Annotated in this window: 13 protein-coding genes; 6 read left to right on the plus strand and 7 right to left on the minus strand. The window is 55.1% G+C overall.

The genetic code is table 11. The features are described 5' to 3' along the window. Positions 1-29: 29 nt before the first annotated feature. The 3 genes from ACI48J_RS22255 to ACI48J_RS22265 form a co-directional block, all read right to left on the minus strand. Positions 30-2,099 (minus strand): bifunctional aldolase/short-chain dehydrogenase, encoded by a 2,070-nt coding sequence (locus ACI48J_RS22255; protein ID WP_405080289.1) that lies wholly within the window; start codon positions 2,097-2,099, stop codon positions 30-32. 628 nt (positions 2,100-2,727) lie between these two features. Continuing rightward, the gene (locus ACI48J_RS22260) at positions 2,728-3,576 is read right to left on the minus strand and encodes an RnfABCDGE type electron transport complex subunit D (protein WP_405080290.1); all 849 of its coding nucleotides are present in this window, start codon (positions 3,574-3,576) and stop codon (positions 2,728-2,730) included. Between the two features lie 368 nt (positions 3,577-3,944). Next, the gene (locus tag ACI48J_RS22265; RefSeq protein WP_405080291.1) at positions 3,945-4,331 is read right to left on the minus strand and encodes a VOC family protein; all 387 of its coding nucleotides are present in this window, start codon (positions 4,329-4,331) and stop codon (positions 3,945-3,947) included. Positions 4,332-4,540: 209 nt separating this feature from the next. Between ACI48J_RS22265 and ACI48J_RS22270 the strand changes: the two genes are divergently transcribed. Next, positions 4,541-6,799, plus strand: a complete 2,259-nt coding sequence (locus ACI48J_RS22270; protein ID WP_405080292.1) for a helix-turn-helix domain-containing protein — start codon at positions 4,541-4,543, stop codon at positions 6,797-6,799. Positions 6,800-6,969: 170 nt separating this feature from the next. Here ACI48J_RS22270 and ACI48J_RS22275 read toward each other — a convergent pair whose 3' ends face one another. Next, positions 6,970-7,341 carry a hypothetical protein gene (locus ACI48J_RS22275; protein WP_326055338.1) on the minus strand — a complete coding sequence of 124 codons (372 nt, stop codon included), beginning with the start codon at positions 7,339-7,341 and terminating at the stop codon, positions 6,970-6,972. 548 nt (positions 7,342-7,889) lie between these two features. Continuing rightward, the gene (locus tag ACI48J_RS22280) at positions 7,890-8,498 is read right to left on the minus strand and encodes a GbsR/MarR family transcriptional regulator (protein WP_405080293.1); all 609 of its coding nucleotides are present in this window, start codon (positions 8,496-8,498) and stop codon (positions 7,890-7,892) included. Positions 8,499-8,751: 253 nt separating this feature from the next. Here ACI48J_RS22280 and ACI48J_RS22285 point away from each other — a divergent pair, with 253 nt between their 5' ends. From ACI48J_RS22285 to ACI48J_RS22305, 5 genes are all read left to right on the plus strand, one after another. Continuing rightward, on the plus strand, positions 8,752-9,951 hold the full coding sequence (locus ACI48J_RS22285) for a glycine betaine/L-proline ABC transporter ATP-binding protein (protein WP_405080294.1): 1,200 nt from the start codon (positions 8,752-8,754) through the stop codon (positions 9,949-9,951). Continuing rightward, the gene (locus ACI48J_RS22290; RefSeq protein WP_326055342.1) at positions 9,948-10,784 is read left to right on the plus strand and encodes a proline/glycine betaine ABC transporter permease; all 837 of its coding nucleotides are present in this window, start codon (positions 9,948-9,950) and stop codon (positions 10,782-10,784) included. The genes ACI48J_RS22285 and ACI48J_RS22290 overlap by 4 nt, the downstream gene beginning before the upstream one ends. A gap of 38 nt (positions 10,785-10,822) precedes the next feature. Then, positions 10,823-11,671, plus strand: coding sequence for a glycine betaine ABC transporter substrate-binding protein (locus ACI48J_RS22295; RefSeq protein WP_326055343.1), 849 nt, complete (start codon positions 10,823-10,825; stop codon positions 11,669-11,671). Between the two features lie 27 nt (positions 11,672-11,698). Then, the gene (locus tag ACI48J_RS22300) at positions 11,699-12,133 is read left to right on the plus strand and encodes a TIR domain-containing protein (RefSeq protein WP_405080295.1); all 435 of its coding nucleotides are present in this window, start codon (positions 11,699-11,701) and stop codon (positions 12,131-12,133) included. A gap of 241 nt (positions 12,134-12,374) precedes the next feature. Beyond that, entirely contained in the window at positions 12,375-12,968 is a 594-nt protein-coding gene (locus tag ACI48J_RS22305; RefSeq protein WP_405080296.1) for a YdeI family protein, read from the plus strand. Positions 12,969-13,094: 126 nt separating this feature from the next. Here ACI48J_RS22305 and ACI48J_RS22310 read toward each other — a convergent pair whose 3' ends face one another. Further along, on the minus strand, positions 13,095-15,992 hold the full coding sequence (locus ACI48J_RS22310; RefSeq protein ID WP_405083268.1) for a hypothetical protein: 2,898 nt from the start codon (positions 15,990-15,992) through the stop codon (positions 13,095-13,097). Further along, positions 15,992-17,257 carry a TRAFAC clade GTPase domain-containing protein gene (locus ACI48J_RS22315; RefSeq protein ID WP_326055347.1) on the minus strand — a complete coding sequence of 422 codons (1,266 nt, stop codon included), beginning with the start codon at positions 17,255-17,257 and terminating at the stop codon, positions 15,992-15,994. Before ACI48J_RS22315 ends, ACI48J_RS22310 begins: the two co-directional genes overlap by 1 nt. Between the last annotated feature and the right edge of the window lie 3 nt (positions 17,258-17,260).

A 17,260-nucleotide genomic window follows, 5' to 3' on the forward strand; every position in this document is an offset into this window, starting at 1 on the left:
TTAAGCGGGCTCGCCGCGCCTCCAACCGGCTATCGCGTAAACGCCGCCGGAACGCCTCCGTCCACGGTCAGCATGCAGCCGGTCGTCTTCTCCGATTTCGACGAGGCGAAGTAGGCGATCGCTTCCGCGATATCCTGCGGATAGACGTTCACGAGCAGCGTCGTCCGCCGGCGGTAATACTCCTCCAGCTGATCCGGCTCGATGCCGTAAGCCGCGGCGCGTTCGCTGCGCCAGCCGGAATTCCAGATGGCCGAGCCCTGGAGGACGGCGTCCGGCAGCACCGAATTGACGCGGATGCCGTAGGCGCCTCCCTCGGCGGCAACGCAGCGCGCCAGGTGAATTTCGGCGGCTTTGGCGGTGCTGTAGGCGGAAGCGTTTTTGCCCGCGTAGACGGAATTTTTCGAGCCGACGAATACCATGCTGCCGCCGGTTCCCTGAGCCTTCATGATCTTGAACGCTTCCCTCGCTACGAGGAAATAACCCGTTCCCAGCACGTTCATGTTCAAGTTCCATTCTTTCAGCGTCGTATCTTCAAACGGACTCGAGGTCGCCAGGCCGGCGTTGTTCACGATGATGTCCACCCCGCCGAAGGCAAGGACGGTTTGCTTGTATGCTTCCGCGACCTGTTCCTCGCGTGTAACGTCCATTGCGGCGGCTATGACGCGTCCTTGCCCGTACTGCCGGTTAAGCTCCGCCGCCAGCGTCTGCGCCCCCTCCAGATTCAGATCGGCCAGCACGACGTGGGCGCCGCCCTTCAGCAGCTCGCGCGCCGCCGCGCCGCCTATGCCCCCCGCTCCGCCGGTGATGAACGCCACTTTCCGGGAGAATTCGGCTTCCGCCGGGGCAAGTGTCAGCTTGTACAGCTCCAGCGGCCAATATTCGACGTTATAGGACTCGTTTTCACTCAGCGAAACGAAGTTTCCGAGCGCCGTCGCCCCCCTCATCACGGCGATGGCACGATGGTAAAGGGCGCCGCTCACCTGGGCCATGGCCCGGCTTTTGCCCGTATTCACCATCCCGAGGCCGGGAATCAGAATCACTCTCGGCGCCGCCTCGAACATCGCGTCACCCTCATTCCTGTTGCGTTCGAAGTAGGCCTCGTACGCTTCCTTGTAAGCGGCGATGCCGGTCTTCAGCGCTCCGATAAGGGCCGGAACATCAGCCCCGGCGGGGTTCCAATCCACATAGAGCGGCTTCATCTTCGTATGAACGAGATGGTCCGGACAGGCGGCCCCCACCTGGGAAAGCGTCTGCGCCTCGCGGCTGTTCACGAAAGCCAGCACATCTTCTCCGGCGTCGGCCGTCAGCAGCATCTTCCGTTCTCCGCCGACAGCTCCGCGGATGACCGGCAGCACCTGCGCGAGGATCTCTCTGCGTGCGGAATCCGGCAGCGTTTCGTACTTCGCGCCGCCGAACGGCGCAGCGCGGTTCACGCGCGTTTCGATGAAATTTTCCGCCTCCGAAATAATCTCAATCGTCTTCTTGTAGCAGGCCGCCGACGTTTCTCCCCAGGTAACCAGTCCGTGTTTTTCCATCAGGACAAGCTCGGCGGCCGGGTTGCCGCGTACGCCTTCGGCGATCATTTTCGAAAGGGTGAAGCCGGGACGCACATAGGGCACCCAGACAAACCGGTCGCCGTATATTTCGCGCGCCAGCTCTTGGCCGTTATCCGCGCAGCAGAGGGCGATGATGGCATCGGGATGCGTATGATCCACATGCTTAAAAGGAAGAAACGCATGCAGCAGCGTTTCGATCGAAGCCCGCGGGTGCCGGCTGTCCACCATGCAGTGTCCCAGATAGGCGACCATTTCTTCGTCGCTCATTTCTTCCCGCTCCATCAGCGGACGAATATCGTCCAGACGCAGACCCGTGAAATTTTCCGATTTCATGGACGCAAGGTCCGAACCGCTGCCTTTTACCCACATGATCTCGATTTCCCGCCCGCGAAAATCGGTGACTGCCGTTTTGGCCGAGGTATTGCCGCCGCCCCAGTTGGCGACCGTACGGTCAAACCCGAGCAGGTTCGAGCGGTATACCAGTTCGTCCAAACCTTTCTTAACGCGTGCCGCGACTTTCGCATCCCATAAATTTGCCGTCATTTTGTGCTCCTCCTCAGGAATTGAACGAGTATTGGTTTGCTTCATTTGTGTTTGTTTCCTTTTATTGAATACTATCATATCTTTATTTATTTTTGAATGTTTATTTTTATGTTTGTTTTTCTTTGAGTAAATAAAAAAAGACAAAAACGGGAGGGTTCGTCCTGTCCTTGTCTTTATTTTATGGAATTGTCGGTATACTTATCGGGTTGCGGGCTGCGGGCTGCTTCTTGCGGATTAGCGGAAATGGTCCCAGAAGTCCCAATACTTGAAATACTTCGTGCGCAGGAAATATCTCGACGGCAAATGGTCGGCAGGGAGACGGTCTCGCTTCCCCTGTTTCTGTTCATCGCTTCGCACCCTGGGCGGCGGCTGAGTTTCCGTACGGCTCGGCATCCGATTTTCCGGCTGCTTTTCAACCTGGTTTGCGGGCCGGTTTGCCGGCTTTGCTTTTGTACCATCCGTTCCTTCATTAGAATAGGCTTCCGACCGGAGGTTGGCGCAATGTCTGCCGCAGCCTGTCCCCTCTCCGCCGTTGAAAGCCCCCCTGCATGTCCCGTTCCGGCACATGGCGTTCACCTCTTTTGTAAAATTTATTCGCCCGGATTTCCATCCGTCTTACTTCCTCCGTTTAAGAGTTTGCCGCCAGTCCCGGCTCCGGCGCCGTTTTGCGGGAAGCCCACAGCCGGTACGGGATAATCAGAGCAAGACACACAAGAGAAAGCGCGTAGAACTGCGGATTCGGAATCCGGTTGATCCGGAAGACGGCGTCCAGCAGTGCCACGAAAAAGGAAAACGCGATGCGGGCGCTCCTCGTCGCAGGCGTGGACTTGGGGTCCGTGATCATGAAGAAGGCAAACAGTTGAAGGGAGGCGCCCATGAGGGGCCCCAGGGCCGCAAACAAAGGCGCTCCGAAGAAGAAATGCCGCACGAACGCAAACAGCGTAAAGCTCCCGAGGAAAGCCAGCACCGCATCCAGCCGGTTGGCGATGTAGCACACCACGATGCCCAGGCACAAGATCAGAATCATCACGCCGATACCGTTCGTCCATTGCTTGGGAGTACTGACCGCATACTGGGGCAGGGAGTAGAGCATGATGACCATCGCCACGTTGTTGGGGTTGAAAATATGCCCGCCTTTGAAACGGATGGCATATTTCAGCGCAATCGCGATAACGGCAGTGAGCGCATAAGGCCACAGCTGATTGGAACTGAGCAGCAGAGAGATGCCGATCCCCGTGATCAGGGCGCTGAGCGGAAACATCCACGTTTTATTTTTCAGCCGGTTCAAAATGATTTCCGTTCCCGTGGTACAAACGACTGCCGCAAACACCGCATCCCATTTCTGGAAAAAGCCCAGGTACACTTGCCCGGCTATCGCAAAGCTGCTCAGGAACGCCAGAATAAAGTATCTCGGGTCAATCCGGTAATCCCGCCAGGATACGACCGAACGCGGATGCGTATTCATTTCGTTGCGCATGAAATTCCTCCGTTATTTCGAAATGGTATGAGCTTACAAGAACCGACTTAAACGTTAGAAATCCTCCCTTCTCAACATGTCACCCGTCAGGCAGCACGAATGACATCCTTTGAATTTATACCCTGTTCCGATTCGCGATCTGACTTTATTATAAGGACCGCTGCCGCCCTGCCACTCGGCTTTCCATGCGGATGCGGCTCATTCTTAAGGATGTCTCACCTTATAAACAAAAGAAGGATACCCGCTCGGGTACCCTCTCTTATGGATCTGTTTTAGGCTCTGCCGCCACCGATTTGTTCAGTTTGTACGTCTCAACTATGCAGATAGTTTGCCTGACCTGCCCGGCTGCGCCGACGGTATGAAGGGGCTCATCTCTTGCCGGCGAGCTGCATAACGCCTATTAAATTGCCGTTAAGGTCGTAAAACTTCAGGAATTTTGCGAATCCTCCATCGTCAAAGCTGGCAATTGCGACACTTTTCTCCTTCAAATGTTTCACGAGGTTATCGATATCGCCGCTGCTGAAAAACAGGACCGGTTTTAGCTCTCCATCCTTATTGAAACGAACGGGCGAGTAATTCTTCGTTTGCCAAAGCATTAGGTTAGGACCTTTATGAACAGAAAGCATGGCGCTCTCTCCATAATGACCGATCACCTGAAAGCCAAAAATTTCACCGTACCAGTGAATAGACTCTTCCAGATCGGTAACGGGCAATTGAACATGGTCAATCCCGCTTAAAAAAGCTTGGGGCATCATGCGCCTCCTTTGCTATCACAAGGTTTTTTCCACAATTTGTTTAATTGCACCTAATCTTATCCGCTTCTCCAAAAGGCGTCAACCTATTGCTGCCGCACGAAATCTTTCATTCGCAAGTCCCCGAAAGTATACACTCCCCTAACATTCGGCTCGTACAATGGGAAGAGACCGGCCGCTTTCCCACCAAACGAGTAAGGAGTTCCTGCACGATGCCGTTCAACAAAACCAGACCGACCTCTCTTTTTCTTGCGACGCTGATCAGTTTTCTCGTCATTATAGGATTGTTTGCCGCGTTCGACCTGGCGGCCTTCGCTTATTTCAAGACCAAATATCACGGCGAAATTATCGCTCACAACCAGTCCATGCTTAAAAATACGGCCGAAAAATACAGCACGCATTTTTCCCGGATCAAAACGCTTCTCTTCAACACCTACAACGATCCCGGCGTGATCGCTTTCAACCGGCATCTGCAGGGCGCGACGGATGAAGAGCTCCGTTATCTGGAGGCGAAAAGCATCGTTACCCGGCTCCGTTCGGATACCTCGAACCCGCACCTGTTTCTCGACAACCTCGTGGTGTATTTCCTGCCGCACGGCGTCACGCTCGACAAGGACGGCAGCAGCGGTGCGGAAGACCAGTACAACCGGCTGTACAAAAGCGCCGCTTATCCGCTCCCCTTCTGGGAAAACCGCCTGAAATCGGCAGATGCGTTCTCCCTGCTGCCCGCAGCGGATTTCAAGACGGTCTGGAATTCGCCCGACGAGAAGAAGCTGCTGCCCGTCAGCTTTCATCTGAGCGGCAGCAGCTACCTCGTTACGGCTTATCTGGACGTGGACAAGACGCAGCGGGATTTTCTCGGGGAAGGCGGAGACGGGCGCCTCTTTTACGTGCTGAACGGCGATGGAAGCGTTCTTTTCCGGACGGGCGAAGGAGGAAATACGGCGGGACTTCCCGCTTTCGATGGGAATAGCGGAACATCCGTGGCCGGCGGGATGGTTTATTTCCGCTATACCGGCGAGGACGGCCTGACGTACATCACCGGCGTTCCCAATGCCAACGTGGCCTCCCAGCTCCGCAAGCTGAACTGGACGCTGCTCGCGATATTCCTCCTGTCGCTCGGCATCGCCCTTGCCGTCTCTCTGCTGAGCAGCCGCCGGATCAACCGGCCCGTCAAACAGCTGGTTTCGGCATTTATGAGCGGGAGCGGCGGCGGAGAGCCCAGCGCGATCCGGGAATTCGCGTTCATTCAGGAGAAAATCGCCGATCTGCTCAAGGAAAAGGCCGAAATCCGCAGCGAGCTGCGCAGCCGGCAGTCGCTTCTTACGAAGTACAGCTACATTAACAAGCTGAGAAGCATTCATACGGATATTCACGAATGGCAGGATTTTATCGCGAGCGACCAAAGCTTCCAGATTATCGTCTATGAACTCCGGTTCCGGCAGGCGAAACCGGACGGGGAACCTGTCCCGCACGAGCGGCTTGCCTCCTATTACCGTGAGCATCTCGACGTGCTTCTGAGAGAACACAGTCCCGGTTCGCATACGTTCCAGATGGAGAAGAACCAGATATTAACGGTCATCAGCGGCGCAGTCGCTGCCGGCACGCTTCAGGCCATGCTCGGGGACATCCGGCACCTGTTCGATTCCGACAAGGAGCAGTGCCTGGCGGCCGTGGCGGTCAGCTCGCGGTTCGAGCACGCTTCCCAGTTCAACGACGCCTACCTGCAGGCGCTGGAAAGAGCGGGCCAGGCCACCCTGGCGGAGGAGACGCAGCTCATCCTTGAAACGCGGTCCGGCCTGCAGGCTTGCGCGCTAAGCCCCGCCCGGGAGCAGGAGCTGAACGCCTGCCTTCAGGCCGGGGACGACAAGGGGGCCCTGGAGCTGATGGGCCGCCAGCTTGCCGAAATGCGCGAGTCCGGGGCCGGCGTCGTCCAGTACAGGCAGCTTGCGGAGTCCACCGCGGCCAAGATCTGGAAGCTTATGGACATCTACAAAATCGCGCAGGACGCTGCCTGGCCCGTCAAACCGCTTATGAGGCGGCTTAAGGAGTGCTGCACCTTCGAAGATTATATCGAAGGCTACCGGGAACTGTTCTTCTCCGCGGCCTCGCTCATTTACGAGAAGAAAGATACGGAAGATCCCGTGATCCGATTCGTTATGGACACGCTCCGGGACGGCTACGGGGATGAGCTTTCCCTCGAAAATCTTGCGGACCGCCTCCAGATGTCGAGCGCCTATTTATCGGTCTATATCAAAGAGAAAACGGGAGCGAATTTCAGCGACCACCTGAATGCCATCCGGGTTTCCAAAGCGCAGGAACTGCTGACGGGGACTCAGCTCAATATTGTGGAAGTCGGTCTTCGCATCGGCTACCGGAACATCACGTCGTTCAACCGCATGTTCAAGAAGTGGACGGGACAGACGCCGGGCGAATACCGCAGAGCCGCCAAGCTGAACGCCGCGGAATAAAAAAAGCGCCCTTGGGGGGCGCTTTTTGCCTATGCTTATGCGTATACGTTTGCGTCTTGCCGTTGCGTTCGGCCTTGCGGTTGCCTTCGCGACTTGCGTTTACATTCGTGACTTGCCTATCCGTTCTTGCCTTGCGATTGCGTTCGCGTTCGCGGCTTTCGTCGCTTACGTCAATACCCCTCAATCTGGAGGGCTTCCGTCAATTTCTCCGCAGCTTCACGCGTGCGTTCGAAAGCTTCGGTTGCTTCATGATCCGCCGCATTGGCTGCTTTGATGGCTTCCAAAGCCTTCAGCGTAGCTTCCGCGGCTCTCGATGCGGCTTCGCGGCTGGCATGAATCAGCTTGGATAAGGAGCCTGATTCCGTGTTTTCTCTCACGATTTCCGCCATCAGAGCGGCATGTTCAGCCGCTGCCGTAGCTTCGAAACCTATCCGAACCGCTGTTTGCCGGAGTTCGTAGGCCCGGCTGTTTGCCCTGTTCGAAATTTCGCGAGCTTCATTCATCAATTCGACATAAGCGGCAATCTTTTCATTTAAGGTCATCCGGTCCCACTCCTAAAGGGCGAAATAAGAGCTTATACTCCTTCTATAATAAGCTATTCGGGAGTAAGTTCAAACCCAGGTCCGTTCTGCCGGTCCCTCCGGTAGGGAGCTAAATTTAAATGGTTTATTTTAATGTCTAATACTGGAAAATATTTTCAACCTAAATAAGCAACCTTTACTCTTAAGGAGGAGTCCATGAATAACTTGGCAAAAATACTTCCTTTAGCAGTTGCCCTATGCATCATTGTAATATTCATATACCGACTCTCAAGCGGAACGATCAAGACCCGTAAACGAGAAAATATAGGTCTTCTCCTATTCTTAATTTTTATGTTGTGGTTGTTTATTTCATATAAATAACCGCTCATGGGATCAAGACGCCTTTGACGAACGTTTTTCTCGTTCTATAGAGTTAAAAAGGCTGGCCTTTCAGATAGCAGAACGCCTTTTTTTCCTGCGGGACAAAGGCGTTTGTCTAAAGGCTAGAGAGATCCTCGCCGTGCACTTCCGTAAAACAAAAAAGGACAAGCCCATGCTTGTCCTTTTTTCTATTCTCTCCCGTCATGCTCTGTCCGGCCGGCTTCCTGTGAAGCGGGTTCCCGGGGCTCTTTCGGAATCAGCTCGAAGATCTTCCCGGTTTCCATCGCCTCGATCAGCCTCAGCAGCCACTTGTAATAGTCCATGGCGTGAGCGATTTTGGCTTCGTCCGCTTCCAGTACGGCCTGTAGCTCCGGACTCTCTTCGTATTCCTTCTTCATATGCCGCAGTTCGACGAGCGATTTGTTGAGGGCATTCATATTCCCTTCCACCGCTTTACGCCATTTAATGGAGAAAAAATCGCTGAAATTCTGGTACCAGTCCGGTTCCACCTCGTACAGGTCTTTGCGTGTGCCTTTTCCCCATACCTTATCGATCATTTTCAAATCCATCAGCGTCCGCACGCCGGTGCTCATGGATGTCTTGCTCATCCCCATCGTTTTGCTCAGTTCATCCAGTGTGACGGGTCCGTTATTGAAATACATATAGCCATATAAGTGCCCGATCGACAAGGTAATGCCGTATAAATCCATATTTTTGCCGATGGAATCAATAACACGTTCACGGTTTTTTTGAATTTTCTGGCTCTGCTCTGTCGTAAAGCCGCTGAGATCGTTCATGGTTTCCCTCCTGAGGAACAAGCTGCTGCTTCTCAACCTCTAAATTGTATTGTAATCAAAGACCCCTCGATAAGTAAAGAAAACACGAAAGAAGGAATACGGCGTTATACGGAGTATACTTAACGTATCGTACGTAAAGTTAAAACTGTACAAACATTTATAAGCTTATACGGACTTTGACGGTCAAAAAAGAATGCCGTTACACTGAAACAAGTCAGCAAGCCAGTCAAAAGACCCAGGAAAGGAGGTCCACATGCCTATCATTGAGGTAAAACAACTTACCAAAGTATTCGGATCGGACCCCAAGAGAGCTTTGACCCTGCTGGATCAAGGCCGCACCAAAGAACAGATTTTGAAAGAACACAAACTGACCGTGGGGGTCAATAAGGCGGAATTTTCGATTGAGCAAGGAGAAATCTTCGTCATTATGGGACTGTCGGGAAGCGGCAAATCGACGCTCGTCCGTCTGTTAAACCGGCTCATCGAGCCGACGGGAGGCCAGGTTCTTTTTAACGGAACCGATGTGCTTAAAATGAACCCCGAGCAGCTCCGTCAATTCAGACGGAAAAATATCGGGATGGTTTTTCAGAAATTCGCTCTTTTCCCGCACCGGACCGTACTTGAAAATGCGGAATACGGACTTGAAATTCAGGGTGTCGAACGTAAAAAAAGAACGGAGATGGCAACCACCGCTTTGAAGTCGGTCGGCCTGGAAGGCTGGGAAAACAGCCTGCCCGACCAGCTCAGCGGCGGCATGCAGCAGCGCGTCGGCCTTGCCCGCGTGCTGGCCAACGATCCTGAAATCCTGCTTATGGATGAAGCGTTCAGCGCACTGGACCCGCTCATCCGCAAGGATATGCAGCTCGAGCTGCTGGAACTCCAGTCCAAGCTCAAGAAAACGATTGTCTTCATTACACATGATCTGGATGAAGCGCTGCGCATCGGAGACCGGATCGCCCTCATGAAGGACGGCTCCATCGTCCAGATCGGCACGCCGGAAGAAATTCTGATTCAGCCGGCCAACAAGTACGTGGAACGCTTCGTCGAAGACGTGGATTTGTCCAAAGTCCTTACGGCGGCCCATGTCATGAAAAAACCGGAAACGATCTCCCTCGAAAGGGGGCCGCGGGTAGCCCTTCAGCTTATGCGGGACAGCGGCGTGTCCAGTTTGTATTTGACGAGCAAAGGGATGAAGCTGCTCGGAATCGTGACCGCGGAAGACGCCCTCCAGGCTCTTAAGGAAGGCAAGTCGCTGGAGCAGGTCATGCAGCGCTCTATTCCGACTGTTTCACCCGGAACACTGCTGAACGACCTGTTCGAAATGATGGCCGAAACCCGGCTTCCCGTTGCCGTCGTCGACGAGGAGGACCGGCTGAAAGGCATCGTCATTAAAGGAGCGGTGCTTTCGGCCTTGGCCGGAAATGCGGAACCGGAAGCGGGTGTTGCGCGATGAACCTGCCTAAACTTCCGCTCGGCAGTTGGATCGAATTTCTCGAAAGCTGGCTCACCGATCATTTCGGGCCGCTCTTCGGCGCCATCAAAGCGGTCATCGCCGCTATGGTCGGTTCCATCGAGACCGCTCTGACCGCTCTTCCCGCGCTCGTTCTGATCGTTCTGATCACGGCGCTTGCCTACTGGATCGGCCGCTGGAGGATCGCGCTTTTCGCGTTTATCGGCCTGCTGCTGATCGACAACCTGGGCTTCTGGGAGCTGTCCATGCAGTCGCTTGCGCTCGTCCTGACGGCGTCCATCCTGTCCATCGTGATCGGGGTGCCGATCGGTATTCTCTGCGCGCGTCATACGCTGCTGCAAAATATCGTGACGCCGGTGCTCGACTTCATGCAGACGATGCCCGCCTTTGTCTACCTGCTTCCCGCCGTGTCGTTCTTCTCTCTCGGCGTCGTGCCGGGCGTCATCGCTTCGATCATTTTCGCGATTCCGCCTACGATCCGCCTGACCAACCTCGGCATCCGGCAGGTGCCGGAAGAGCTGGTGGAGGCGGCGGACGCCTTCGGCTCGACACCGGCCCAGAAGCTGGTCAAGCTGCAGCTGCCCCTCGCGATGCCGACCATTATGGCCGGCGTGAACCAGACCATCATGCTGTCCCTGTCCATGGTCGTCATCTCCTCGATGATCGGCGCGCAAGGGGTCGGCGCTTACGTGTACCGGGCCGTCACGCAGGCCAAGACGGGCGTCGGCTTCGAAGCCGGTATCGCCATCGTCATTATGGCTATCCTGCTGGACCGTCTGACCCAGAATGTGTTTAAAAAGAAAAAATCGAACTAAGGGGTGTCATCGTTATTTTTAAAAAATGGAGTTTGTTGTTGTCCGTCGTTCTCGCCGTTGCACTGGTCGCCGGTTGTTCCACCGGCGGCGGAGCCAAAGGCAAATCCGTCAAGCTCGCGTATGTAGCCTGGGATTCGGAGATAGCCAGCACGAACGTTGCCAAATACGTCCTGGAGAGCAAACTGGGCTACAAAGTCGAAATGCTCCAGGTTGACGCCGGGCCGATGTGGGCCGGTATCGCCGACGGAAGCGCGGACGCCATGGTTGCCGCCTGGCTTCCCGGCACTCACGCCTCCTATCTGGAGAAATATAAATCCAGCGTGGAGGATCTCGGCGCGAACCTGAAAGGCACCAAGACGGGACTGGCTGTTCCCGCTTACATGAAGATCGACTCGATCGAGGATCTCAAGAAAGCCGATGTAAGCGCGTCGCTGAACAACCAGATCATCGGGATCGAACCCGGAGCGGGCATTATGATGTCCACGGAAAAAGCGGTCGCCGACTACGGCCTCTCCGGCTACAAGCTGGTCGAAAGCTCTTCGGCCGCCATGGCTCAGGAGCTGCAAAAAGCTTATAAAGAACAGAAGCCTATCGTCGTCACCGGCTGGACCCCGCACTGGATGTTCGCCAAGATGGAGCTGAAATATCTGGCCGATCCCAAGGGCGTATACGGCGGCGAAGAAGAAATTCACACGCTCACCCGCAAAGGGTTAAAAGAAGATCAGCCGAACGCCTACAAGTTCCTGGACCAGTTCGAATGGACCCCGGACGACATGGCTAAGGTGATGGTTGCGATCCAGGAAGGCAAATCGCCGGAAGACGCGGCCAAAGAATGGGCCGACGCGAATGCCGACAAAGTGAACGCCTGGATCAAGGGCATCGAATAAAACCCGGATTTCAAGGAGGCGAACTATGTGCTGCCCCCGGCAAAATCGTATAAAACCAGTCTGTATCTGAGCTGTGCCTGGAATAACAAGCCGGCCTTCCGCGAGCTGGTTGCACGGCTGCAAACCTGCCGGAGCCGGGGGTTCCGCTTCGATACGTTTCTGCTGCCGGAAGATCATCCGGCGGCCGCCGCGGATAACGAGCGGTCCCTTTACGAGGCCGTGCGCGGCAAGATGAAATACTGCCAAGCCGTGCTCATTCCGGCCGACGCGCCTCCCGCCTACAGCAGATGGATCAACAAAGAAATTATCGCGGCCACAAGCGAAATGAACAAGCCGCTTATAGCCGTCCGGACCCCGGATTCGGGGGAGCCTTCCCTGATCGTGAAGCAGAATGCCGACCGGATAGTCGGCTGGGACGCGGAAGCGATCGTGCAGGCGATCCTGGAGCTGTCCGCACAATAAGCGCGCACGCCTAGCACCACTCTCCTCCGGGACAGTGGTGCTTTTTTTGTGTGTCACTTTTTCGGGCACGGTGCGTGTTTACAGTTCAGTTCTCCCTCTGCCTTCATCATCACAGCATTCCGCTCGCGATTTCAGTTTCAATTCGATAGAAGCGGCGTAGGGGTATTCGCATATCCAAAACGGGAATAACTACTCTAGTCGAATAAAAAGAGAACGAGAAACGGAAGAGGAGTGCTCCTTAATGACAACTGGTAGGACGAATCCTAAGGTAGATGAATTTTTAAGTAAGGCTAAAAAGTGGAAGGAAGAATACGAAAAGCTGAGAACTATCGTTCTAGACTGCGGGCTGACCGAAGAATTTAAGTGGATGCATCCTTGCTACACGTTTCAGAATAAAAACATCGTTTTAATACACGGATTCAAAGAATACTGTGCGCTTCTGTTTCACAAAGGCGCCTTGTTAAAAGATACCCACGGCATCCTAATCCGACAAACGGCAAACGTACAGGCGGCGCGCCAGATTCGGTTCACCGCTGTTCAAGATATCGTTGAGATGGAAACCGTCTTGAAAGCCTATATTCATGAAGCCATTGAAGTGGAAAAAGCCGGCTTGGAAGTGACTTTTAAAAAGAATACAGACGTCGTCATTCCTGAAGAACTTCAAACTAAATTCGATGAAATCCCGGCCTTGAAGACCGCTTTTGAAGCATTGACGCCGGGACGGCAAAGAGCCTACATTCTTTATTTCTCCGATCCCAAACAATCCAAAACCCGCGTGTCGAGGGTTGAAAAATGGATGCAGCACATTCTTAACGGCATGGGATTGAATGATTAATCTATGAACACAGCCAAAATAAAAAAGCGGCCCTCCAAACCGGATGAGGCCGCCTTTTGGCGATAAGAACTTGCTCGTTTTTTAATTCCTATTAGATAAAAAAGGCATGCTTGTTCCCTCAAGCTCTTACCTTGACCCGGCAGGAGGCCCCACGGGCACAAGGTTCGATTTCACGGTATAGCGCACGGGCTCGCTCAGGCGGCCCAGCTTGTTCTTCGCCGTAATCTCGATCGGATTATCGCCCGGAACGAGCTGAACCTGCTGGGAAACGCTGCCTGTCCCGGCAAGCTGCCCGTTAATATAAATCTCCGGGCTCGGATCGTTGCCGTCCTCCGCTTTAGCCGTCACGGTAACCTTGGCGGTTTTGACCGTCAATGGCGGCTGCTCCGCTTTCAGCAGGGGGCGCGGTACGAGCGTCACCTTTTTGCTCACGGTTTCGGAGGCTTTGCCCGACTTGCTCACCGCCTTGAAAACAAGGGGATTTTCCCCTTCGTTCAGCTTCAGCTCGATGCTCCCGTTCTCGATGATCTTGTCGTTGACATACAGCTTTGTATTTTTGTCGGGGTCCTTCAGCGAGGCTTTGACCGTTACCGTTTCGCTGCCGGTTTTCTCCTGCAGGTCTCCCACGATAACGACCGGAGTCGGAGCCATCCACCCCGATACGGGCTTCCAAAGTACGGCGATAATGGCGATAAACAGGATCAGAAAAATGGAGCCCCTGAGCACGATTTTCCGTTTGTTTTTGGCCCAGATCCGGGCCCATTTGCCGGACTGCCGCAGTCTGACGGTTTCGAACAGAGCCGCGAATGAAGGATTTCCGGTCTCCAGCAGCTTCCGGGACACCGCCTTATTGCGGAAAGCCTGCGGAGCGTGAACATCGAACGCGCGGCTGAGTGCCGCCTTGTAGTAAGGATGAATGGCGCCCTTCTCGTCCCGGAAGCGGATATCCTCCGCGGACCAGGCGGCGAAATCCGTAAACGTATCCGTTCCTTGCCCGGCCGAGGCCACAAAATTCAGCAGCCGTTCGTAATCGTAGCCGGGCTGGCGATCCGCGCTTCCTCCGGTTCCCGGTTTATGGAAAGCCGTCACCAGCTGCCCGAAACGGGCCGGGGTAACCTCGTTTTGCATCAGCTTCTGCAAAAGAAGCTGCGCCCGGTCCAAATCGACAGGGTCCAGACGGGCCATCACATCTTCCGCTTCGGACTGTTTCTTCCCGTCCAGCGTCAGCACTTTGTACGCCGCTTGCAAGACGTGAAGAACTCCTTCCTGATCCCGCGATGCCTGACCGTATAGGTCCGGATTGACCGGATCGAGCAGAAATCCCAGGCTCTCGATATCTTCGATGCCGAGGCCGCTCGGCTTCAAGTCATCCGCCAGCTCCAGATGCACCGCGAGTTTCATCCACCGGCTGAACTGCCTGATGCCGCGGTTCTTCTCCCCGGGCGAATTTTTCCCCAACTGGTCAAAATACGCGGATAACGTCTGAGCCAGGGAAATTTTCTTCCTGACATCCGTCCGCATCAGCCTGCGCAGCGGATCGTAGCATTCCCGGGAGAACAATTCTTCTCCCATCAGCTCTTCGCTGTGCGACTGCCAGAAGCCGATCTCGCCGGTAAAGGCCTGCACCGACTTGACCCGCTTCATCCGATAGCGGATGTAGCCTTCGCCTAAGGCAGGACTGCTCTTCATCAGCCCGCCGAATACTCCGGTGAAAACAGCCGGGTAAGCGGCCAGCAGGTCCAGCAGCGGAGCGGCGCCCTCGATACCGTCTCCAGCCGCCGCATCGGCGGCCCGCGAGACGAAGATGCCGAGGCAGCGGACGATCAGGGCTTTTACCTGCGGATCGGCAAACTTCTCGTAGCGGATAACGGCTTCCACGTAATCCGCCCCGGCTATGCGGTCCCGGTCCGACGCCTCGCGGGTGAGAAGACCGACGAACAGCTCCTTCAGGCGCGGTTTACGCGGGTAAGATTCAGTCGTGAAGAACGACAGAATCCCGTTCATAACAGCGGCCCGGTCCTGTTCGTACAGCTCCGTGCGGCCGCCTTCGATCTCATACAGGACGCACAACCGGGAATAGGCTGCGGCGCTCAGCATCGTCTGGGTATCCAGCCCGGAGACCGCTTCGTCGCAGAAGTCGAAGTACTTCTGCAGCTCAGCCGGGTTGTTCCGGTGAGTCCACACGTAATCCAGGTACGCGTGGTCCTGGGCAGGCAGCTCCGTGTTCAGGAAGCGGCCGCCGGCGAAATCGAAAATGAAATCTTTTTCGATTTTACGGTCGGGCAGCCGGATGCTCCCTTTTTCCGTGAACACGACGTGCAGATGCTGCTTCGCTTCCGGCTCGCTGTTGAAGGTCATAAAGCCGAGCTGCCGGCGTACCGCGTAAGGAAGGCAGCGGTACACAAGTTCCAGCAGACGCTTGGCGTAGATGGCGCTCTCGGAGATGTCCGTGTTCAGGGAAATGAACACTTTCTTCTTGTTCGCCACCGAGGCAAGCACCGCGAAGACGAGCTGGCGGAACAGCTCCCGGTCGATCCCGAGCGTCTCCAGCAGCTTGTCCCCTTCGCCCGCCCGGATTTCCGGCTCGAACGGGATATCCTCCAGCTCGGGGATTTCCTTGCCGCCCCGGATGTCGTAGCGGCTCTGGAAGCCGCGGATGCCGAAGATGCGTCGGGGTTCGCGGATGAACGCTTCTTTGCGCTCCTTCGGAATCACGTACTGGTGCGTGAAGGAAGCGCTGCGCTGCCCCGTAAAGTCCGTCGCCACGTAAACGCTGCGCCCGATTACTAAATCCCCGTTCTCCGCGTTGTAAGCGACGACTGACTCCGGATACAGCCCGGAGTTTTCTTCCCCGCGCTCCAGAAGCTCCTGAGGCGCCTTATAGACGCAGTAGGGATGCAGCGCCGATTTGATAAAGGAAGGGTCCAGCCCGGGCGACTTGGCGACCGTATCGAACCCTTCGCTTGTGCGGAAGACCCCCTCGCGGTCCCGGGTAAACAGCTGCTGTTGAATGTTTTTCTGCATCACGTCGCATCTCTCCTTGCGATATAGCCCAGCTTATGCAGCAGCCAGATGAACGGCTCGTCGACCCGGGTCGGATTAATGACGCCCGAAATCTGCTTGTTCACGGGATTGGTGCCGAGCGCGGAAACCGCGAAGTAAGCCGTATTCGAGAAATACACGTCCACCGCGTCTTTGAACGGGCGGTCTACTTTTTCAATAAAACGGCCGATTTCGCCGTTAATGTTCTCGAACTCCGATGCATCGAGGTAGCCCTGGTGGACGACATTACGGAACACGTTGCTGTTCGGCTGGATGTACTCGCTGTCTTCTTCCTTCAAATACTGGAGCATGTCGCTCTTCGTCAGGACGATAGCCGTCGGGATGTCCGTCTTGGAATTGCTCTGGTGGGCGATAAAATTCTCGAACAGCGAAATAACCACCTCGCGCGGCTCGTCGTACCGGTTGGCGAATTCGCCCTGCTCCCCGCCGACATTAATCTGGATTTTGTCGCGGATGCTCCGGATTTGCAGAGGGTCGACGAGAAACAGAATGCCGGAGGAATTTTTGATATGGGACGCATAAATATCGAGGTATTCTCTCTGAACCATGCCCTCGCCCGCCACGTCGAAAAAGACGATCGTCAGCGGTGCCTCGCGCTCATCCTTAAAAACAAACTGGAAAATAAACGGCTCCTGCTGTTCGTTCGGGTTCGTCGATTGCAGCATGCTGCCCCGTTCGAAAATCGGCTCGTGGTAGTGCTGCCGGAATTTGCGGGAAATTTCCGCGCTCAGCGGCATGCAGGCGGCGTTAAAATTCGAAGCCGTCGTATGCTGGAGCGTATGGATCAGCGAGGTCATATAGACAGACTTGCCGACCTGCGAAGCGCCCACGATGGAAATAATATTGCTCGGCACTTTACCGGCCGAAATCGGCAGCTCGTTGTGGCAGTACGGGCACAGACGCCTTCTGGTCGTTTCCCCGTAACGGTCGGTTACGGCGACGAGCACATTCTGTACATACGTCTTGTACGAGTCGGGAATCGTAGAAGGCAGAATAACGGCCTCCATATCCACCTCGGACAAATTGAACTTGCGCCTCCAGCCGTTCAGACGCGCATCCTCCTGGAGCATAAAATCATCGTCGTTATCCTTGATATGACTGGCCCGGAACACGACATCATCCGGCTCGAATTTATTAAAACAATACGGGCAGACGATGCTGTAATAAGGCGGCCGCTCTTTCTCGGGCGGCTTTTTTTCGAAAAGACTTTTCAGATACCCTAGCATGTG

Source organism: Paenibacillus chitinolyticus, from assembly GCF_045038035.1.
Classification (GTDB): domain Bacteria; phylum Bacillota; class Bacilli; order Paenibacillales; family NBRC-103111; genus Paenibacillus_F; species Paenibacillus_F chitinolyticus_A.